The organism is Bilifractor sp. LCP19S3_H10 (assembly GCF_052119185.1).
Lineage (GTDB): Bacteria > Bacillota > Clostridia > Lachnospirales > Lachnospiraceae > Bilifractor.
This window is the reverse complement of sequence record NZ_JBQKFT010000009.1, coordinates 46,074-66,255: the sequence shown is the minus strand read 5'-3', so window position 1 is coordinate 66,255 and position 20,182 is coordinate 46,074. Positions and strand designations below refer to the sequence as shown.

Below are 20,182 nucleotides of genomic sequence, written 5' to 3'. Positions count from 1 at the left end.
ATGGCAGTAGAATATCGCACAATTCAGGAAGTTGCCGGTCCTCTGATGCTGGTAAAGGGTGTCGAAGGCGTAAAATACAACGAAATGGGCGAAATCATCCTTGCGGACGGAGAAACGCGGAGATGCCGTGTTCTGGAGGTGGACGGCCCGAATGTACTGGTACAGCTCTTTGAGGATTCAACCGGAATCAATCTCTCGAACAGCAAGGTGCGATTCCTCGGAAGATCAATGGAACTCGGTGTCTCTGAAGATATGCTGGGAAGAGTATTTGACGGGATGGGCCGCACCATCGATGACGGTCCTGAGATTCTACCCGACAGGCGGATGGATATCAACGGGCTTCCCATGAATCCGGCAGCCCGCGCCTATCCGTCAGAATTCATACAGACCGGCGTATCTGCCATCGACGGGCTGAACACGCTGGTCAGGGGACAGAAGCTCCCTATTTTTTCCGCCTCAGGTCTTCCGCATTCGCAGCTTGCCGCACAAATTGCCAGACAGGCAAAGGTCCGCGGAACCGACGAACCGTTCGCCGTTGTTTTCGCCGCAATGGGAATCACCTTCGAGGAGGCGCATTTTTTCGAGGAATCCTTCCGGGAAACCGGCGCCATTGACCGGACCGTCCTGTTCATCAACCTTGCGAATGATCCCGCGGTAGAACGAATTTCCACACCGCGGATGGCTCTCACGGCGGCGGAATACCTTGCCTTTGAAAAAGGCATGCATGTCCTCGTGATCATGACCGATATCACAAACTACGCGGATGCACTGCGTGAGGTATCTGCGGCAAGAAAGGAGGTCCCGGGCCGCCGCGGGTATCCCGGTTATATGTACACCGACCTCGCCCAGCTTTACGAGCGCGCCGGACGCCAGAGAGGAAAGAGCGGATCCATCACCTTGATTCCGATCCTGACGATGCCCGAGGATGACAAGACACATCCCATCCCCGACCTTACGGGATATATCACGGAGGGGCAGATCATTCTGTCCAGGGAACTGTACCGGAAAGGCATCAAACCTCCCGTTGACGTTCTACCGTCCCTGTCCCGTCTGAAGGACAAGGGAATCGGAGAGGGAAAGACCCGGGGGGATCACGCCGCCGTCATGAACCAGCTGTTCGCTGCCTATGCGCGCGGTAAGGACGCCAAAGAGCTGATGACCATTCTCGGAGCGGCAGCGCTCACGGATATTGATCTGCTCTACGCACAATTTGCGGATGCGTTTGAAAAGCAATATGTATCCCAGGGATACACCACAAACCGCAGCATCGAGGAAACACTTGAAATTGGCTGGAAACTGCTTCGCCTGCTGCCGAGATCCGAGCTTAAGCGGATTCCCGATGCTGTGCTTGACGAATATTACAAGGGTGAAACGGGTTCTGAAAACCTTGCCTGACGAAAACTGCCCGGCTGCAGGGAATCCGTGCGCGAAGCCTGACGGGTACCCGCAGCTTGCAGGCAGCGGTTTCTGCCGCGCCGCTGTCCGGATAGAAACGGTTGTCTGGAGCGTCGAATCGATCGTTGTCAGGAACAGTTTCTGGCCCGCCGCCGTTCGAATATTAATCTGAGAGGAGGATGCGGATTGTCCGGAGCACATGTAAATCCAACAAGAATGGAGCTGACCCGCCTGAAGAAGAAGCTGGTGACTGCAACGAAGGGACACCGTCTCCTGAAGGATAAACGGGATGAACTGATGCGTCAGTTTCTTGACCTGGTCCGCGAGGATATGGATCTTCGCATAAAGGTGGAAAAAGGCATCCGAAACGCAAATGCCGAATTTGTTCTGGCGAAGGCCGGTATGTCCGAACAGACACTCCGTACAGCCATGCTGGTTCCGCGTCAGGAGGTTTTTCTTGAAGAAACCACCAGAAATGTCATGAGTGTGAACCTTCCGGTTTTCAGTGCCCGTACACGCACCGCCGATCAGAACGACATCTTCTCCTACGGATTTGCTTATACCTCCAGTGACCTGGATGGAGCCGTGCAGTCACTTTCTGATATACTGCCGGACATGCTGCGCCTTGCGGAGGTTGAAAAATCCTGTCAGCTGATGGCATCGGAGATCGAAAAGACACGGCGGAGAGTGAACGCTCTGGAGCATGTGATTATCCCGGAAACCAGAGAGGGGATCCGGTACATTACGATGAAACTCGACGAGAACGAGAGAAGCACGCAGGTCCGTCTGATGAAGGTTAAGGATATGATGCTCGAGGAAGCACATCATTACGAGAAATAAGAAAGCAAAAGATTTTGACGATATTTCAGACAGGCCGCCCGGCGACAAGGGAGCCTGTCTTTTTTACGCGAACAGTGAGCCGCAGCCGAATGCGAAGTATTCGTGTGCGGCGAGCGTCGCGATAGCGAGATAAAACTCGCGCAGCGTGTTTTATCTCGTTTGATACCGGAAAATTTCAATATAACGGGCTTCCGCCATGCATTTTTTTTGAAACATATATCGATTTAGCAGGAAATTGAATGTCACTTTTCGAAACGGTGTATTATAATATCTATGTTATTTGTAAGCAAAGGAAGGAGGATGGGTAGATGGGATTATTTACCTTTAAGGGTGGCGTTCATCCGTATGAAGGCAAGGAATTGTCAGCGGAGAAACCGGTTGAAGCCATAAAACCCGGAAAAGAATTAGTCTATCTGCTGTCACAGCACATTGGTGCTCCGGCAAAACCGATCGTTGCAAAGGGAGACCGGGTTCTTGTCGGGCAGAAAATCGCCGAGGCGGGCGGCTTTGTCTCTGCTCCGATTCATGCATCCGTATCTGGTACGGTAAGCAAAATCGAAAAGAGGAAGAATGCCACCGGCGGTTATGTCGATGCTATCGTCATCGAAAATGATGATCTGTATGAAAGCGTCAGCTTTGAGGAGGCTGACCCGGAAGCTTTGTCCAGGGAGGAAATCCTGAACAGAATCCGGGAGGGAGGAGTCGTCGGGATGGGCGGCGCAGGCTTCCCGACAGCCGTTAAGCTCTCTCCGAAGGATCCGTCTGTCGTGGATCATATCCTGGTGAACGGTTCGGAATGTGAGCCTTACCTGACCTCGGATTACAGATGCATGCTCGAGTACCCGGAGAAAATCGTCGGAGGCCTGGAGATCATTCTGAAGCTGTTCAAGCCGGAATGCAAAGGAGTCATCTGCATTGAGGACAACAAGCCGAAGGCAATAGAGGTCATGCGGAAGGCAGCAGCGGGCAAAAGCCGGATCAGCGTTGCCGTCATGAAGACAAAATATCCGGAGGGAGCGGAGCGATGCCTGATCAACGCGATTACCGGCCGCTATGTCAATTCCAGAATGCTCCCGGCAGACGCCGGATGTGTCGTCGATAACATCGATACCGTCATTGCTGTGTATGAGGCGGTAAAATACGGAAGGCCTGTCATCGACCGCGTCTTCACCGTTTCTGGCGATGCGCCTGTGAATCCGAGGAACTTCCGCGTTCCTGTCGGCATGAATTACGCGGAGATCATTGAGGCGGAGGGCGGTTTCAAGTCCACGCCCGAAAAGGTAATTTCCGGCGGTCCCATGATGGGATTCGCTCTCTACGACCTGAACATCCCGGTTACGAAGACCTCAGGCGCGATTACCGCTTTCCTGCAGGATGAGGTTTCGCGTTCGACGCCTTCCGCCTGTATCAACTGCGGCCGCTGTGTAAAGGGCTGTCCCGCAAGACTGCTTCCCTGCAGGCTGGCAGACTTTGCGGAGCATAATGACGCAAAATCCTTTGAAGAATACTACGGACTGGAATGTGTGAACTGCGGTTCCTGCAGCTATTCCTGCCCGGCAAAGCGCCCGCTTGCCGCGGAGATCAATATGATGCGCCAGACGGTACTTGCCAATAAAAGGAAGAAAAAATGAGGGAGGTTCAGGAGAATGAATGAAAAATATCAGGTTTCTGTCTCACCTCATGTAAGAGACAGTATTTCTACACGGAAGATCATGCTTTTCGTGATCATTGCACTGCTCCCCGCCAGCATCGTGGGAGTCCTGAATTTCGGGCCGTATGCCCTGCTGATTCTGTGCCTTTCCGTGGCGTCCTCGGTCGCTGCCGAGTACTGCTACGAACGGATCCTGAAGAAACCTGTCACCACCGGAGATCTCTCCGCAGTCGTCACCGGGCTTCTGATCGGTATGAATATGCCGCCGCAGATTCCGTGGTGGATCCCGGTCATCGGATCAGTATTCGCGATTATTGTTGTAAAGCAGGTTTTCGGCGGACTTGGACAGAACTTCATGAATCCTGCGCTCGGAGCCAGATGCTTTCTTCTCATTTCCTTCTCCAGTGAAATGACGAACTATGCAGCCGGTCACGGGATCACCTCGCTGGTGACAAAGGTGGCTTCCACCACGGACGCTCTCTCCGGAGCAACCCCGCTTGCGTACCTCAAGACCGGCGCTCATTTTGATCTCGGCGCACTTTTCCTGGGAAATGTTCAGGGTGTCATCGGTGAAACCTCCGCAATTGCCCTTCTCGCCGGAGGAATTTTCCTTCTGGTGATGCAGATCATTGACTGGAAGATCCCCGTCATCTATCTGGGCAGCTTTGCGGTACTGGTTCTGATTACAGCGGCAGCCAGAGGCTACAGCAATCCGCTTGAATTCACTGCGGAAGAGCTCTGTGCCGGAGGCATTATGCTTGGCGCATGGTTTATGGCGACGGATTATGTCACATCCCCGATCACGCCGAAAGGACAGGCAATTTACGCGGTGTTCCTTGGTGTCATGACCTGGCTCTATCGCATGATCGGCAACAGCTCCGAAGGTGTTTCCTACGCGATCATCCTCGCGAACTGCATTGTTCCGCTCATTGAGCGTTATACACGTCCGAGAGCCTTCGGCATCCAGAAAGACAAGAAACAGAAGGAGGCAGGAAAGGCATGAGCAAGAAACAGACATCTGTCGTTCATGACACAATCATCATTACTGTGATCACCGTGGCAGCAGGTCTTCTCCTCGGCGCTGTACACGGAGTGACTGCGGGACCGATTGCTGCCCAGGAGGCATCCGAGAAAGCCGCTTCCCAGAAAGAAGTTTTTGAAAACGCGGACAGCTTCAAGACCGTTTCGGATTTTGACCAGAGCGATTTCCAGTCATATCTCGACAAGGCCGGTCTGGACAAGACCTCGGTCAGCGATATCAGTGAAGCCGATGATCAAAACGGAAACAAGCTTGGATATGTTGTAGATGCGACCAATAACGAGGGCTACGGCGGTGCGATTGAGCTGATGGTAGGCGTTACAGCAGATGAATCCGGAAGCCTTACCATCAACGGCATTTCCTTCCTTTCCATCTCGGAGACCGCCGGCATGGGCATGAAAGCAGAAAATGACGAATTCAAGAACCAGTTCAACAATCTGAGCCTTGGCGACAACACGGAGATTGAATATACCAAGACCGGAAAAAGTGCGGACAACCAGATCGATGCGATCAGCGGCTGCACAGTAACGACAAACGCTGTAACCAAGGCCGTCAACGGTGCTCTGGCTGCAGTGGAATATCTGGAGGGAGGCAGTGCATCATGAAATTGAAGAAAAACTCTCCGGCAGAACGGCTCTGGAACGGACTGTTCGTCGAAAATCCGGTATTTGTTCTGGTTCTCGGAACCTGCCCGACCCTTGCGACGACGACTTCCGCAATGAACGCGATCGGCATGGGGCTTTCTACCACCGTGATTCTGGCGCTGTCAAACCTGATTATTTCTGCGCTGCGCAAGATCATTCCCGAGCGGATGCGGATGCCAGCGTATATCGTCGTAATAGCTTCCTTTGTAACCATGGTCGACTTCCTGATGGAGGGATTCACACCTGCGCTTTACGCATCACTGGGCATCTATATCCCTCTGATCGTCGTGAACTGCATCATCATGGGCCGTGCTGAAGCGTATGCCGGCAAGGAGCCAATGATCCCGTCCTTCTTCGACGGTCTCGGAATGGGAATCGGTTTCACCGTGGCAATTTTCTGTATTGCCTCGATCCGTGAGATCATCGGTGCCGGCACCTGGTTCGGTATGCAGGTTATGCCTTCCGGATACGTTCCGGTAAATATCTTCGTCCTTGCTCCCGGCGCATTCCTGGTTTACGCTTTCCTTGTTGCCGTGATGAACAAGCTGAAGATCGGCGCAGGCCGCCGTCCGAAAAAGGACTGGGATCCCACCGAGAAAATCTGCGGCGATTGTCTGAGCTGCATGAAGCTCGGAATCTGTGACGAAAAACCGGAGTCCTGCTCCGAAACACCCGCACAGACCATCGCGCGCAGCAAGGGAACCGTCGCGGATGCAATTGCGGCACCTGCCGGCGAAAAGTCTGCCGCCCAAACGGCAGCTCCCTCATCTGAGAAAAAGGAGGCGACTAAGTCATGACATTACTTCTGTTGGCTGTAAATGCCTGCCTGATCAATAACGTCGTTCTCAGCCAGTTCCTCGGCATCTGTTCGTTCCTTGGCGTGTCCAAGAAGCCCGATACCGCGGCCGGCATGGGAATGGCGCTGACCTTCGTACTGACTCTTTCCAGTCTCGTCTGCGGAATTCTGTACCATTTTCTTCTGATTCCCTTCGGGCTGGAATATCTGAAGACCATTGTATTTATCCTGATTGTTGCGGCCCTGGTTCAGTTCGTGGAGATGTTCCTGAAAAAATTCGCAAAGGCACTCTATGACGCACTCGGAATCTATCTTCCGCTGATTACCACAAACTGTGCGGTACTGGGAGTTGCGCTGATCAACGTGCAGAAGGATTACAGCATCCTCACTGGTACCGTTTACGGCTTTGCCACAGCGATCGGCTACACGATTGCAATCATTATTCTCGCAAATATCCGTGATAAGATGGTAAACAACGATGTTCCCGAATCCTTCCGTGGATTCCCGATCGTAATGATTACTGCCGCTCTGATGTCGATCGCATTCTTCGGATTCTCGGCACTGAAGTAAAGCGTAAAGGAGGTTATGGTTATGAGCGTAAGTACTATACTGGCGGCAACGCTGATGGTCGGCGGCGTCGGTTTATTCGTCGGCATCTTCCTCAGCTTTGCCAGTAAGGTCTTTGCCGTTCCTGTTGATGAGAAGGAACAGGCAATCGCAGAGGTCCTGCCCGGGGCGAACTGCGGCGGCTGCGGATTTTCGGGTTGCTCCGCTCTGGCGGCTGCAATCGCGTCAGGAAACGCGCCTGTCAATTCCTGCGTGGTGGGACAGAAACCTGTTGCCGATAAAATCGCGGAGATCATGGGAACTTCTGCCGGAAGTGACGAACGGAAGGTTGCCTTTGTCCGCTGTGTCGGGGACTGCGAGAAAACAACAGAGAACTACGTGTACACAGGCCCGAAGTCCTGTAACGTTGTAAAGTTCGCACCGACGGGAGGGCCGAAGTCCTGCCGCTTCGGCTGCACCGGATTCGGCGAGTGCGTCCAGGCGTGTGAATTTGGCGCGCTTTCTATTCAGAAGGGAGTTGCGCATGTGGACGAGGAGCTCTGCAGGGACTGCAAAAAATGTATGGCTGCCTGCCCGAAGGGACTGATCATAGAGGTTCCGTATCATTACGTATCGCATATCGGATGCGTCAATCCGGAGAAGGGAAAGCCGGTCATGAACAACTGCAAGATCGGCTGTATCTCCTGCCAGAAATGTGTGAAGACATGCCCGCAGCAGGCAATCGAGATGGCAGGCGGATTCCCGGTCATCGATTACGGCAAATGCACAAACTGCGGAGAATGCAAAGCAAACTGCCCGCGCAAGTGCATTGTCTGATACGTCCGCTCCGGAATTTCGAACAGAACCATTGTGCTGTACCGTAAATTTCGGGTAGAATCGTTGCGATTGTACCGTAAATTTCGCACAGAACCGTTGCATCTGTAAATATTGTGATATTCAGATATCTTTCAGAGGCCGCCGCACATACGGCGGCCTCTTTTTACCCGAACAGTGAGACACATCAATCCCCCTGTTCCGGTGCAGACAAGAGGTTTGTTTATGAACAGAAAAAACTTCGGACGAAATGATTTACTCCTGATTCTCTGCATTTTCACCGCCGCGGTTCTGATGCTTGCCGCATATTCCCGGTATATGAGTCATGCAGATTCTCCCATGCTCGAGATCACTGTTGACAACAGAGTATTTGGCACTTACGATCTGAAGCATGACACGGTCATAAAAATTAATGACACAAATGTCTGCGAAATCAAAGATGGTGCCGTGCGAATGATCTCTGCCGACTGTCCGGATCAGATCTGTGTCCATTCCGTGCCGATCACCGCGAGTGGAGGCAGCATTGTCTGCCTCCCGAACCGGGTGGTTCTCAAAATTATAAACGCCGATAGTTCCGGCTCTTCGCACGCTTCCCGGAGTACGAGCACCGAAGGCAAAGACATTTCCTCCGGGCAGGATACCGCCGGCATCCATTCCTCATCCGGTCAGGGAACAGATAAAAACAGCTCTGTATCCGGACAAGAGACCGATCACTCCGATTCTTCCACAGAAGATACAAATTCTGAGCCGTCCTCTCCGGAAATTGATACACTGGCAGAATAACCACGTCGGGACAAGAAAGGCAGAACGCATCATGGATCAGAGAAACAAATCGAAAAGAGCAGCATACCTTGGCCTTATGACCGCACTTGCCATTCTCTGCGGATACATCGAAAGCCTTATTCCCTTCAGCTTCGGAATACCCGGCATCAAGCTCGGGCTCTGCAACGTGGTCATCCTGATCGTGCTTCTGCTGTTCAGCTGGAGGGAAGCCGTACTCGTATCCGCCGCCAGAGTTGTGGTGATCGGTTTTCTCTTCGGAAATCTGTTCAGTATCGCGTACAGCATGGGCGGCGCCATGCTCAGCATTCTCGTCATGGTTCTGCTCATCCGCACTGGAAAATTTCACGAAACCGGCATCAGCGCAGCCGGCGGAGCCGCGCACAACATCGGCCAGATTCTGGTCGCATATCTTGTCACCCCCGATCTTCCCCTTCTCTGGTATCTCCCGATCCTGATGATTGCCGGCCTCATTACCGGAATCCTGATAGGCATTGCGGTCTGGGCAGTTCTCCTGAGAGTTCCATCTTTTCCTAAGCAAATCTAAGATTCTGCTGCGTTTATTTTCCGGACTCGTTTAAAGCCGCCGTGTGAAAGGCTCCCAGATGCGCAGATTTGCGCTTGATTATAAGAGAGTGTATAATAAAGCCCTGAACTTATGAAAAATCAGCCCGCTGTTTGTGCGGGCCTTCGATGGAACATTTTTATCAGTTCCACGGATACCGGCAACTCGCTGTTCGCGCGGACTTCCGATTCGGACAGAAGATGAAAGCAACGGAGAAACCGATTATGAGAAAATTTCAGAGCATTCAGTCATATACCGCGCATGCGAAACAACGTCGGCGGCTATATCCCCGGATCGTCCCCTGTGTCCTCTGCGCCGCGCTCATTCTGGGCAGCTTATCCGCCGGATGCGGCATACCCTCCGGAGCTTCAGCGGCCCAGGGGACTTCCGCGGATGCGGAGATGGCTGAGGATGCCGGGACATACTTTGACACGGTAATTGACATCCGGGTATACGGGAAACAGGCTGAAAAGCTGCTGAAGGGCTGCTTTTCCATCTGTGAAGAGATGGAGAATACCCTTTCCGCACAGAAGGAGACCAGTGAGCTGTACAAGCTGAACCACCGCTCTGCCACCACCGTTGAGGTCTCGGACGACCTAGCGGAATGCATCCGCAGAGGACTCCAGTACGGCGAGATGTCCGACGGCGCGTTTGACATCACAATCTATCCGGTAAAAGAGCTGTGGGATTTTGAGGGAGACACCGATGATCCGGAGGTTCCGGACGACGCAGATATCCAGAAGGCTCTTAAGTTTGTGGACTATCGAAAGGCTCACATCGATGGCAATACGGTAACCTTTGATTCTCCGGATACGCAGATCGACCTCGGCGGAATCGCCAAAGGGTACATCTCACTGAAATTAAAGAACTATCTGAAGAATAACGGCTGCACCTCCGCTCTGATCAATCTGGGCGGCAACGTGAGCGTCCTTGGCGAAAAGCCGGATGGCAGCCTGTTTGTCGTCGGAATCCAGAAGCCGTTCGCTGACCGGGGAAGTGTTCTGACCACCATTAATGCCACAGATGACAGTGTGATATCCTCCGGCGTGTATGAGAGATATTTCCGGAAGAACGGCAGGCTCTATCATCACATTCTGGATCCGAAAACCGGGTATCCGGCAGATACCGGCCTGAACCAGGCCACGATCATCGGAACCGATGATGTACTCGGGGACGCTCTTTCCACCATCTGCATCCTGCTCGGCCGGGATCGGGCAGAAGAGCTGATCCGCAAAAACAGCCTGGATGTCACTGTACTGTTTACAGATACCGACAATCAGATGAGCTGGTATCCGGAGCCGCTCTCTGACACGTCTGACTCGGCTTCATCCGTCTCATCACCCTGACAGAACGATGAATGGAAGGATATCCTCCGTCATCAGCGGACAGGCTGACGCTCCAGACGCACCCTTTTCCGGTGTCAGCATTTGACAGAAAAGACACTCACTTATTCGGCATTTCTTTATGCCGGACGGCTGCGTCCATGGATAATCACAGGAGATGAAAAGTATTGAAGATCATACATTGTGCGGATCTGCATCTTGATTCCAGGATGACCTCTATTTTAAGCGCGTCAGAGGCGCGGGAGAGAAGAGCGGATCTGCTGAAGACGTTTATGAACATGGTCCGGAGCGCAAGCGAAAGCTCCGTGAAGGCCATCCTGATCAGTGGAGATCTGTTTGACTCCGAGCAAATTTCCGCGAACGCGAGAAACACGGTATTCGAGACGATCCTCACGCACCCGGGAATCCTTTTTTTCTATCTCACGGGGAACCATGAGCGCGACGGTTTTCTCAACAGGCTTTCGCGCCGGCCGGACAATCTGCTTACGTTCGGACCGGGATGGAAAACCTATACCATCCGTGTGGATCGCGCCGGAAGGCCCCATGCGGAGCCGGCCGGGGATGATGATCCTGCCGGGGGAAGAATAACGATCAGCGGGCTGGAACTGAATGAGGCAAATGCGCCGGTCGCGGCGGCAGGCCTTCGTCTTTCTCCGAAAGATTTCAATATTGTCATGCTGCACGGTCAGGTGGCAGATTATCCCGTTAAGGGCAGACCGGAAATCATTGGCCTTCATCAGTACGCAAACAGAAATATCGATTATCTGGCTCTTGGGCATGTCCACCGGTATCATCAGGATGTCCTTCCTCCCGGAGGCGCATGGTGCTACCCCGGCTGCCTTGAGGGAAGAGGCTTCGATGAGTGCGGGGAACACGGCTATGTTCTTCTTGAAATTGAGGACAGGAACGATTCACGGCAGCAGGAGGTTCCGGAACCGAACAGCCACAAACCTTCCGGGAGCGGATTTGTCCTGAATGGAAGCTTTGTTCCGGTGCCCCAGCGTCATTTTCATGAGGAATCCGTAGACATTACAGACTGCGCCAGCACGCCGATGATCATCTCGAAGATGGAGCGGCAGCTTGATTTTCCGGCAGGGGATCTGGTGAAGGCAATATTGACCGGAACTCCCGATGTGAGCGGTGAGAAAAATCTGGTACAGATTCAGAATTATTTTAACGCCAGATTTTTTGTCTTCCGCCTGGAGGACCAGACCAGACCCGCGGTGGACTATAACGCCTATGCGCTCGACGCTTCACTGAAGGGAGAATTCGTGCGGACCGTAGAAGAGGACCCGGACCTCCCGGAGGAGAGAAAGGCAGAAATCATCCGCTGCGGAATCCTTGCGCTTGCGGGGGAGGATACAGATCTATGAAATTAATCAGCTGCCACATTGAAAATTTCGGCCGCCTCAATAATCTTGACCTTGAATTTCACGACGGGCTCAATCCGATTCTCCGGGAAAACGGCTGGGGGAAAAGCACTTTTGCGCATTTTCTGCTGGTCATGTTCTATGGATTTGCAAACGAGCGCAAGAAAAATGACCTGGAGAACGAAAGAAGGCGGTTTGCTCCGTGGCAGAACGGTGTGTACGGAGGAAGCATCACCTTCATCTGGCGCGACCGGAAATACCGTCTGGAGCGGACCTTCGGTCCGAGGGACGGAAAAGAAGACGTTCTGGCACAGTTCGATGCAGACACAGGCCTTGTCTGCCGCGACTTCTCTGCCGTTCCCGGCGAGGATATTTTTTCTCTTGACAGGCCATCCTTTGAACGAACGATCTTTATCGGACAGCAGTCGGTCCACACAGATGTAACCGCCGGCATTCATGCGAAAATCGGAGATCTGACCGGAGAGCAGGCCGATATGAGCATGTACGATGAAGCGCAGAAACGCCTTAAGACAGAGACCGACCGGCTGACTCCCTCCAGAAAAACGGGTGAAATTCATCAGATGAAGACTCATCTGGCGGAACTTTCCGCCACAATTTCCGGAAAAGCCGGAGAAGAAGCCGCTTATCACCAGAATAATCTCCGGATCGCTTCTCTTCAGGAAGAGAAGCGGGATCTCCTCTCTCAGCTGGAGCAGCTGCAGAATGATCAGCGTGCGCTGAGCCGTGATAAGGATCTGGGCGCCAGAAGAGAAATCTATGAAAATTTCCGGCGTGAGGAGGCTGCGGCACTGAAGGATCGCGATGACATGCGGAATCAGTTTCCGGATGAGGTTCCGGATCCCGCGGATGTTGATGAGTGGCTGGAGACTGCCAGTTCGCTGGACCGCATTTACGCTTCGGATCCAAACGATGATCTTTCCCCGGAGCAGCAGCAGGAATATATCCATCTGCGTTCCACCTTTCGGAATGAGGTTCCCGGGGAATCCGCGATTGCCCGTGCGGAGGAGCTGAACCGCAATCTTCAGATTGCTGTTCATCGCGCGTCCAGAAGCCGTCTCTCCCCGGAAGAGGAGAAAAAACGTCAGGAGGACGCGGACTTTTTCTCAAGTTACCTTCCGGAAAGTGATGAGCTCTCGGAGGCAATCCGGAGCTGGAACCGGAGAAATGCCATTGTGAGCGCGCTGCCGCAGAAAAAAGCAAACGCGCGTCTTCTGAAAAATATGCTGGACCGTAACTCCGGAGAAGAATCGCCGCGACGGCCTGCGCATTCCTTTGCCGGCATCTTTCTGATTTTCTGCGGTATCGCGATGATTGCTGCGGGATTTTTCATCAGCCGCAGTCCGTCCGGAGGCTTCGGAATCCCTGTTGTCGCGCTGATGGGCGCCGGAATTCTCAGTCTGCTCATCGGCTCTGGGCTGGAATTCGTAAACGGCGGAGGCGGGAGATCCAAAAGACGTCCTGCCCGACAGACAGCCACAGATTCCGATGACACTGCCTCTTCTGCTTCCCCGTCCGTATCTTCCGGTGCGCAGCACAGTTCTCTTACGGAATCATCAGAGGAAGAGCTTCGACAGCTTTCCTATGAAATCCGGGCAGATGAAGCAGAAATCGACGAGATCGAACAGACGACCCGGGCCGTTTTCGACCGAATCGGCATCGATGTGCCGCCTGAAGACACCTATCAGACGCTTTATGACCTTCGCGGAAAGGTGAGAGAGTATCAGGAACTTGAGCGCCGGGACGAGAGGTTCCGGTCCGGCGAGGAAAACCGGAACATCAAAGAGATGGAAGATCAGCTGTACCGGTTCCTGACCGCCTTTTATCCCGCTCTCGATGAGGACACCGACATGAGCCAGTCGCTTCAGGAACTGAAGTATGATGTCAGGCGATACCGTGAATTCCTCGACCGCAGGGAAAAACAGCGGCTCGCGGACGACCGCAGAAGCCGGAAGGAAAATGATCTTCGGGAATATCTGCGGAGCATCGGCTATCTGCCGGAACGCGATATGGCGAAGCAGCTCAGCCGCATTCGGGATCAGCTGAGACGGCTTTCCTCTCTTGAGGAAATCTATCAGAACCGTAAGACAGCGCGCGAGCAGTTCGAAGATCGTCACAACATGGGACAGATTCTGGCGGGAGTCTCCGGAACAGGCGCAAGCTATACTTCCGGAAGGCAGGGACAGACGCTGGAAGCCATTTCTGCCCGCCAGGAGGAAATTCACGAAAGGATCTCAGTTCTTGAATCGAAAATCCAGTCCTGTCAGAGAGATTCCGAACGAATCAACGGCCGGCTCGAGGAAATTGCGGACGCAGAAAATGCACATGACCTCGGCGAACAAAAGCTGAAAAAGCTTGAGCACCGTTATCAGGTTCTCATGGCAACCCGCCGGTACCTTGAAGAGGCCAGAGCCCGTTTCTCCGCGAAATTCATGGAGCCGGTCCGTAAAGAATACATGAAATACTACCAGCTTCTTTCACCGGGCGACGGAAAGGAATACACCCTCGATGCGGACCTGAACATCCGGGTACGGGAGGCAGGTGCCTCGAGGGATGTCGGTTATCTGAGCGAAGGCTATCAGGACCTGATCGGACTCTGCCGAAGAATGGCAATGATCGATATCATGTACAGGAACGAGAAGCCGTTCCTGCTCTTCGATGATCCCTTTGTCAACCTGGACGACCAGAAACTGACCGGCGCCCGGGATTTTCTGACAAGGATTGCCGAAAATTATCAGATCATCTACCTGACCTGTCAGAATGCCCGGAACTACAGGGAAACTATTCGTCCGTGATCTCTTCCGTCCGAGTGCCGGATCCGTATCAGACAGAGACATACTGAAACAAAAGATAGAGAGGACACAGATGTTTATTGCAATTGACGCAGGAAATACCAATATTGTCTTCAGCGTAATGGATGAGGAAACGGTCTGCTTCGCCAGCCAGCTCAGAACCGACCGCCACAAGACGAGTGATGAGTACGCGGTTTTCTTTCGGGAGCTTCTGCACATCCACAGCATTTCTACCGGCGATGTAGAAGGCGGAATCATCTCTACCGTCGTCCCGTCCCTAAAGAAAAAACTGTACGACGCAGTTCTCGCAATTACCGGAAGAAAATGCAGGGTCGTCGGACCCGGCCTGAAAAATGGCCTGAAAATCCGTATTGACAACCCCGCTCAGCTCGGCAGCGACAGGGTCGCAGAGGGCGTCGCTGCCATAAACCTGTATCCGGCTCCGATCGTTATTTTTGACATGGGAACGGCGAGCACTTTCTCTGTCATCAACCGCGACGGCAATTACATCGGAGGCATGATCATGCCGGGCACCCTGATCAGTCTTGACGCACTGACCGAAAGAACAAGTCAGCTGCCGCAGATTGACCTGACGGAGCATCCGGAACATCTGATCGGCACAAATACCGTTGACTGCATGAGAAGCGGCATCATTTTCGGTACCGCAGCGATGCTGGACGGGATCATTGACCGCATTGCAGAAGAACTGGGGGAGAGGCCGTCTGTAATCGCGACCGGAAGCCTCTCCGAGGCTATCATTCCGTACTGCAGGCAGAAGATCATTCTGGACAAATACCTGCTTCTGAAGGGCCTTCGCATCATCTACCTGAAAAACCGCCGCTGAGAGCATTCTCGCATACGATGATCATCTGCGGCAGGCAAAGCCGGCAGCGGCATCACAAGATCATACGCGCGCATTGCCGGACGCCAATGTCCAGGTTTTTTGCAGGTGATCTCACAGGATCATACGCGCGCGTTGCCGGATGCAGCCGGCAATTCGAATAATAAGGATACGGAGAATCAGAAATGGCACAGATACAGCCTGATAAGAAAAAGAAAAAAGTAAGCGACAAGGTGCTGGTTTTCGGCATTATTCTCTGTCTTGCAGTCATGGCATTTTCCCTTTATCAGATCATAAAAACAGCCATGGCGTACCGTGAGGGAGAGGAGGAATACAACCAGCTGCGGCAATACACCACCGCACAGCAGGATTCCGGCGGAGACGGCGGGGAAAGCGTCTCCGGGTCTTCAGCTTCCACAATTGCGAAAAGTTTGAACGCAGTCTCTGTCTCCGGTGACCCGGAAGAGGAAACACTCAAGGCACCGATCTCTGTCGACTGGAATTCTCTGAAATCCATTAACCAGGACATTGTCGGCTGGATCTACATCGGCGCGCTCAAACTGAGCTATCCGGTAACACATTACACAGATAACGATTTCTATCTGCACCGGACCTTTGAAAAGAATGACAATTTTGCGGGTTCCATCTTTGAAGAGTATCAGAACAGCACGGATTTCAACGATCCGAATACCATCATCTACGGCCACAACATGAAAAACGGGTCCATGTTTGGAACACTTTCCCATCTGGAGGAAAAATATGCAGAGGATCCCTATATCTGGATGCTGACTCCAAACGGAAATTACTGTTACCGCATCTTCAGCATGAAAAAGGCTGCAATCTCGGATGAGACATATACACTTTTCATGGGAACGGATGACACCTTCACGGACTGGTGTAATAAAATGAAATCATCATCAGATATCGATACCGGTGAGTTTTCCTTTACAACAGAAAGCAAAATCCTGACCCTTTCCACCTGCACGACAGACAGTGGACATCGTTTTGTTGTTCAGGCACAGCGCATTGCAGACACAGATCGCAGCGGATCATAACAGATCACAGAAGGCCATGACACAGGAGGTTTTCGTTATGGAATATAAGGTCGGTCAGATTGTCAGACTCAGAAAAAAACATCCCTGCGGTTCCGAAGAGTGGGAGATTCTCAGGGTCGGCGCAGATTTCCGGCTGAAATGCCTGGGTTGCGGGCATCAGATTATGGTTCCCCGAAAGATGGTAGAGAAAAATACACGCGGTCTCAGAGATCCCGATACATAAGCGCCCCTGCTGTCCGGCACAGTCGGTGATGTCGTCGGAATTCCAATTCCGGCGTCATTCTGATCCCTGTGATGAAGCGGAAGTATCTCCGCTGTACAGGTATCGGAAACCGTGAGAGAATCCGGTGTTCCCTTTAATTGGCAGATATGCTAAAATAGGCATGTCGAAATATTATATTCAGACGGCTTTCGGCCATGCTCCTCATCTGTTGCCGGCGATGACGGGCATATAGGCTGTTCCCCTTCGCGGGAAATGCTGCCGCAGTACAGGGCCATGCCCCGGAGACGGGACATCACGAACAGTACAAACACAGTTTTTTCAAAATACCAAAATACGAGGTAAAGCGATGAACAAAGTCATTTTAATGGGAAGATTAACAAGAGATCCCGATATCCGTTATTCACAGGGCGAGAACTCACAGGCGATCGCGAGATATACGCTGGCGGTAGACCGGCGGTTCAGAAGAGAAGGGAGCGAGCAGACTGCCGACTTTATCGGCTGTGTTGCCTTCGGCCGCCAGGCGGAATTCGCGGAGAAGTATCTCCATCAGGGAATCAAGATCGCCATCACCGGCCGGATTCAGACCGGAAGCTACACAAGACAGGACGGTACCAAGGTTTATACGACAGACGTCGTCGTGGAAGAGCAGGAATTTGCCGAGAGCAAAGCGGCAAGCCAGCAGAATGCGGCAGCTGCTTCTCAGCAGTACAACAGATCCGCGGCTCCTGCTGCTCCGCAGGCTGGCTCAGACGCGGGAAGCGAAGCGGCCGGTGACGGATTCATGAATATTCCGGACGGAATTGACGAGGAGCTTCCGTTCAAGTAATCGGACATCGTTACAAACCAGCATTCCGGAAGGGCGGCCTTTGAACTTCTTCACTGGCCGCCCCTGTGTGTAAAGAGGATCAAATATGAGCAGAGTAAAAATGACCGGTCAGCTGAGAAGATTTCTGTTTTTCCCTCAGGTGCTGCTGATTCTTCTGGTCGTCTTCAACATTGCCATCTATTTTATCAATGTGAACGCCGGTCTTCTGGCAAGTGCCGGGCTCGCAATTTATGTGGTTTTTGTCGCTGTTGTGTACGCGAGGCAGCGTTCAGGGATCACAAATGAACTTGTCACCTTTGCCACCCAGTACGGACAGATCCAGCGTCAGCTGATGATGGATCTCTCTCTTCCCTATGCCATCACCGATGACCACGGAAGGCTGCTGTGGTTCAACGACGCCTTTGCGGATCTGACCGGTAAGAGCCGGAAGAATTTCTACAAATCCATTGCCAGCATCTTCAACGGCCTTTCCCCGGACAAGTTTCCGGCGAGAGATCAGGAAGCTGATTATGAGATTATTTACAATAAACGTGACTATCGAATCCAGATCAAAAGCGTTGTACTCGATTCTCTAATCGACGATTCCGGTCTCATTGACAGGGAAACCAGGGAAAAAAGCAGCTATATTTACGCATTTCTTCTGTACGATGATACGGAGCTGAACGAGTATATCCAGAAATACGAAGATGAGACGATGGTCTGCGGCATGATCTATCTGGACAACTACGACGAGGCGCTCGAAAGTGTCGAGGAGGTCCGCCGTTCCCTTCTGACAGCTCTGATTGACCGGAAAATTAACAAGTATTTTCAGGACCTCGACGGAATTGTAAAGAAATACGAAAAGGACAAATATATCGTCCTGATGCGAAGCAGCACGCTCAATGAACTCAAGTCCATGAAATTCAACATCCTTGAAGATGTGAAGACCGTAAATATCGGAAATGACATGGCCGTAACCCTCAGCATCGGCATCGGCGCCAATAACGGTTCCTACAATCGGAACGCTGACTGCGCCAGGATGGCGATTGATCTCGCCCTCGGAAGAGGAGGAGACCAGGTCGTGCTGAAGGACGGTGACAGCATTACCTATTTCGGCGGAAAGTCGCAGGCAGTAGAGAAGAGCACCCGCGTGAAGGCCCGTGTAAAGGCGCACGCGCTCCAGGAATTTATCGAGAGCAAAGAAAAGGTCGTCGTTATGGGCCACAAGCTGCTGGACATCGATTCCTTTGGCGCCTCGATCGGTATCTACCGCGCCTGCCGCACCTTGAACAAGAAAGCCTATGTGGTCATCGACAGTCCCACTTCTTCTACAAGTCCCTTTATTCAGGAATTCGAGGACAATCCGGATTATGATCCGAAAATGCTCCTGAATATTCATGACGCAAAGGAAATGGTCGACGAAAATACCCTTCTCGTCGTGGTGGATACCAATAAGCCGGATTACACCGAATGCGAAGAGCTGCTTCACCAGACAAAAACCATTGTCGTGCTCGATCATCATCGTCAGGGGAACAATTATATCCGAAATGCGGTCCTTTCTTATATAGAACCGTATGCATCCTCGACCTGTGAAATGGTCGCCGAGATTCTTCAGTATTTTGCGGAAGGCGTAAAGCTGAAGAATATCGAGGCGGATTCTCTTTATGCCGGAATTATGGTGGATACCGACAACTTTATGTCAAAGACCGGCGTGCGGACCTTTGAGGCCGCCGCCTATCTGCGCCGAAGCGGCGCTGATGTCACCCGCGTAAGGAAGATGTTCCGCGAGGACCTCGGTGATTACCGCGCAAAGGGAGAGACCTTCAGCAACGCCGAGATTTACCGAGAGCATTTCGTAATCGCGGAATGCCCGAGTGAAAATGTTGAGAGTCCGACGATCGTCGGTTCTCAGGCCGCAAACCAGCTGCTGAATATCAAAAACGTGAGGGCCTCGTTTGTCCTCACAAGCTACAAAAATATTGTCTATATCAGTGCCAGAGCGATCGACGAAGTCAACGTCCAGATCATCATGGAACGACTCGGCGGGGGCGGCCATCTGAACATGGCCGGAGCCCAGATGCCGAGGGTGACTGTTGATGAGGCGAAGACAAGACTGAAGAACGTTCTGGACAACATGCTTGACGGAGGAGAAATCTGATGAAAGTTATTTTGCTTGAAGACGTAAAATCCCTTGGAAAAAAGGGCGACCTTGTAAATGTAAGCGACGGCTACGCGCGCAACATGCTGCTTCCGAAAAAGAAGGGCGTTGAGGCGACACCCGCCAATCTCAACACCCTGAAGCTGCAGAACAAACACGCGGAAAAGCTCGCCGCGGAGGCTCTGGAGGCCGCCAAAGAACTGAAGGAACAGATCGAAAAGAAATCCATTTCCCTGAAAATCCGCACCGGAGAAGGCGGACGGGTTTTCGGCTCCATCTCCGCCAAGGAAATCGCGGACGCCGCAAAAGACCAGTTGGGATATGAGATTGACAAGAAGAAAATCTCCATGGACGGACCGCTGAAAGAGCTTGGAACCACTAAGGTTGATGTCCGCCTCCATCCGCAGGTAATCGCAAAGCTTGCCGTCAATGTAACAGAAGAGAAGTAAGCATTTTTCCCTGATATGTGATTTGGAACAGAATGGGT

The 20,182-nt window shown here is 52.4% G+C and carries 19 protein-coding genes; all 19 read left to right on the top strand.

Annotated features, from left to right (window positions below):
• The 19 genes from ACTQZS_RS08820 to rplI all read left to right on the top strand — a co-directional run bounded on the left by ACTQZS_RS08820 (position 1) and on the right by rplI (position 20,144).
• A complete protein-coding gene (locus ACTQZS_RS08820; protein WP_441475479.1) occupies positions 1–1,395 on the top strand; it encodes a V-type ATP synthase subunit B in 1,395 nt (464 codons plus the stop codon).
• A gap of 186 nt (positions 1,396–1,581) precedes the next feature.
• Entirely contained in the window at positions 1,582–2,235 is a 654-nt protein-coding gene (locus ACTQZS_RS08815) for a V-type ATP synthase subunit D (RefSeq protein WP_441475478.1), read from the top strand.
• A 308-nt stretch (positions 2,236–2,543) separates the two neighbouring features.
• Positions 2,544–3,866 (top strand): electron transport complex subunit RsxC, encoded by a 1,323-nt coding sequence (rsxC, locus tag ACTQZS_RS08810; protein WP_441475477.1) that lies wholly within the window; start codon positions 2,544–2,546, stop codon positions 3,864–3,866.
• Positions 3,867–3,881: 15 nt separating this feature from the next.
• Positions 3,882–4,889, top strand: coding sequence for an RnfABCDGE type electron transport complex subunit D (locus tag ACTQZS_RS08805; RefSeq protein WP_441475476.1), 1,008 nt, complete (start codon positions 3,882–3,884; stop codon positions 4,887–4,889).
• Entirely contained in the window at positions 4,886–5,530 is a 645-nt protein-coding gene (locus tag ACTQZS_RS08800; RefSeq protein WP_441475475.1) for an FMN-binding protein, read from the top strand. The genes ACTQZS_RS08805 and ACTQZS_RS08800 overlap by 4 nt, the downstream gene beginning before the upstream one ends.
• The gene (gene rsxE, locus ACTQZS_RS08795) at positions 5,527–6,366 is read left to right on the top strand and encodes an electron transport complex subunit RsxE (protein WP_441475474.1); all 840 of its coding nucleotides are present in this window, start codon (positions 5,527–5,529) and stop codon (positions 6,364–6,366) included. Before ACTQZS_RS08800 ends, rsxE begins: the two co-directional genes overlap by 4 nt.
• Positions 6,363–6,935 (top strand): electron transport complex protein RnfA, encoded by a 573-nt coding sequence (locus ACTQZS_RS08790; RefSeq protein ID WP_441475473.1) that lies wholly within the window; start codon positions 6,363–6,365, stop codon positions 6,933–6,935. The genes rsxE and ACTQZS_RS08790 overlap by 4 nt, the downstream gene beginning before the upstream one ends.
• Before the next feature lie 21 nt (positions 6,936–6,956).
• On the top strand, positions 6,957–7,748 hold the full coding sequence (locus ACTQZS_RS08785; protein WP_441475472.1) for an RnfABCDGE type electron transport complex subunit B: 792 nt from the start codon (positions 6,957–6,959) through the stop codon (positions 7,746–7,748).
• Between the two features lie 222 nt (positions 7,749–7,970).
• Positions 7,971–8,528 carry a NusG domain II-containing protein gene (locus tag ACTQZS_RS08780; protein WP_441475471.1) on the top strand — a complete coding sequence of 186 codons (558 nt, stop codon included), beginning with the start codon at positions 7,971–7,973 and terminating at the stop codon, positions 8,526–8,528.
• A gap of 31 nt (positions 8,529–8,559) precedes the next feature.
• Positions 8,560–9,072 carry a Gx transporter family protein gene (locus tag ACTQZS_RS08775; RefSeq protein ID WP_441475470.1) on the top strand — a complete coding sequence of 171 codons (513 nt, stop codon included), beginning with the start codon at positions 8,560–8,562 and terminating at the stop codon, positions 9,070–9,072.
• A gap of 242 nt (positions 9,073–9,314) precedes the next feature.
• Positions 9,315–10,436, top strand: coding sequence for an FAD:protein FMN transferase (locus ACTQZS_RS08770; protein ID WP_441475469.1), 1,122 nt, complete (start codon positions 9,315–9,317; stop codon positions 10,434–10,436).
• A 164-nt stretch (positions 10,437–10,600) separates the two neighbouring features.
• Positions 10,601–11,806, top strand: coding sequence for a metallophosphoesterase family protein (locus tag ACTQZS_RS08765; RefSeq protein ID WP_441475468.1), 1,206 nt, complete (start codon positions 10,601–10,603; stop codon positions 11,804–11,806).
• Complete coding sequence (locus ACTQZS_RS08760; RefSeq protein WP_441475467.1) at positions 11,803–14,616, top strand: AAA family ATPase; 2,814 nt, start codon at positions 11,803–11,805, stop codon at positions 14,614–14,616. The genes ACTQZS_RS08765 and ACTQZS_RS08760 overlap by 4 nt, the downstream gene beginning before the upstream one ends.
• A gap of 70 nt (positions 14,617–14,686) precedes the next feature.
• Positions 14,687–15,457: a type III pantothenate kinase gene (locus ACTQZS_RS08755; protein ID WP_441475466.1), complete on the top strand. Its 771-nt coding sequence runs from the start codon at positions 14,687–14,689 to the stop codon at positions 15,455–15,457.
• Between the two features lie 182 nt (positions 15,458–15,639).
• Positions 15,640–16,509, top strand: coding sequence for a class B sortase (locus ACTQZS_RS08750; RefSeq protein ID WP_441475465.1), 870 nt, complete (start codon positions 15,640–15,642; stop codon positions 16,507–16,509).
• 37 nt (positions 16,510–16,546) lie between these two features.
• Entirely contained in the window at positions 16,547–16,732 is a 186-nt protein-coding gene (locus ACTQZS_RS08745; protein WP_441475464.1) for a DUF951 domain-containing protein, read from the top strand.
• Positions 16,733–17,078: 346 nt separating this feature from the next.
• On the top strand, positions 17,079–17,558 hold the full coding sequence (locus ACTQZS_RS08740; protein ID WP_441099064.1) for a single-stranded DNA-binding protein: 480 nt from the start codon (positions 17,079–17,081) through the stop codon (positions 17,556–17,558).
• A gap of 85 nt (positions 17,559–17,643) precedes the next feature.
• Positions 17,644–19,695, top strand: coding sequence for a DHH family phosphoesterase (locus tag ACTQZS_RS08735; RefSeq protein WP_441475463.1), 2,052 nt, complete (start codon positions 17,644–17,646; stop codon positions 19,693–19,695).
• Positions 19,695–20,144 carry a 50S ribosomal protein L9 gene (gene rplI / locus ACTQZS_RS08730; protein WP_441099062.1) on the top strand — a complete coding sequence of 150 codons (450 nt, stop codon included), beginning with the start codon at positions 19,695–19,697 and terminating at the stop codon, positions 20,142–20,144. Before ACTQZS_RS08735 ends, rplI begins: the two co-directional genes overlap by 1 nt.
• Positions 20,145–20,182: the final 38 nt, after the last annotated feature.

Coding starts and splice junctions, on each gene's coding strand:
- ACTQZS_RS08820 (WP_441475479.1), top strand. CDS start 1: ATGGCAGTAGAATATCGCACAATTCAGGAAGTTGCCGGTCCTCTGATG.
- rsxC (WP_441475477.1), top strand. CDS start 2,544: ATGGGATTATTTACCTTTAAGGGTGGCGTTCATCCGTATGAAGGCAAG.
- ACTQZS_RS08805 (WP_441475476.1), top strand. CDS start 3,882: ATGAATGAAAAATATCAGGTTTCTGTCTCACCTCATGTAAGAGACAGT.
- ACTQZS_RS08800 (WP_441475475.1), top strand. CDS start 4,886: ATGAGCAAGAAACAGACATCTGTCGTTCATGACACAATCATCATTACT.
- rsxE (WP_441475474.1), top strand. CDS start 5,527: ATGAAATTGAAGAAAAACTCTCCGGCAGAACGGCTCTGGAACGGACTG.
- ACTQZS_RS08790 (WP_441475473.1), top strand. CDS start 6,363: ATGACATTACTTCTGTTGGCTGTAAATGCCTGCCTGATCAATAACGTC.
- ACTQZS_RS08785 (WP_441475472.1), top strand. CDS start 6,957: ATGAGCGTAAGTACTATACTGGCGGCAACGCTGATGGTCGGCGGCGTC.
- ACTQZS_RS08780 (WP_441475471.1), top strand. CDS start 7,971: ATGAACAGAAAAAACTTCGGACGAAATGATTTACTCCTGATTCTCTGC.
- ACTQZS_RS08775 (WP_441475470.1), top strand. CDS start 8,560: ATGGATCAGAGAAACAAATCGAAAAGAGCAGCATACCTTGGCCTTATG.
- ACTQZS_RS08770 (WP_441475469.1), top strand. CDS start 9,315: ATGAGAAAATTTCAGAGCATTCAGTCATATACCGCGCATGCGAAACAA.
- ACTQZS_RS08760 (WP_441475467.1), top strand. CDS start 11,803: ATGAAATTAATCAGCTGCCACATTGAAAATTTCGGCCGCCTCAATAAT.
- ACTQZS_RS08755 (WP_441475466.1), top strand. CDS start 14,687: ATGTTTATTGCAATTGACGCAGGAAATACCAATATTGTCTTCAGCGTA.
- ACTQZS_RS08750 (WP_441475465.1), top strand. CDS start 15,640: ATGGCACAGATACAGCCTGATAAGAAAAAGAAAAAAGTAAGCGACAAG.
- ACTQZS_RS08745 (WP_441475464.1), top strand. CDS start 16,547: ATGGAATATAAGGTCGGTCAGATTGTCAGACTCAGAAAAAAACATCCC.
- ACTQZS_RS08740 (WP_441099064.1), top strand. CDS start 17,079: ATGAACAAAGTCATTTTAATGGGAAGATTAACAAGAGATCCCGATATC.
- ACTQZS_RS08735 (WP_441475463.1), top strand. CDS start 17,644: ATGAGCAGAGTAAAAATGACCGGTCAGCTGAGAAGATTTCTGTTTTTC.
- rplI (WP_441099062.1), top strand. CDS start 19,695: ATGAAAGTTATTTTGCTTGAAGACGTAAAATCCCTTGGAAAAAAGGGC.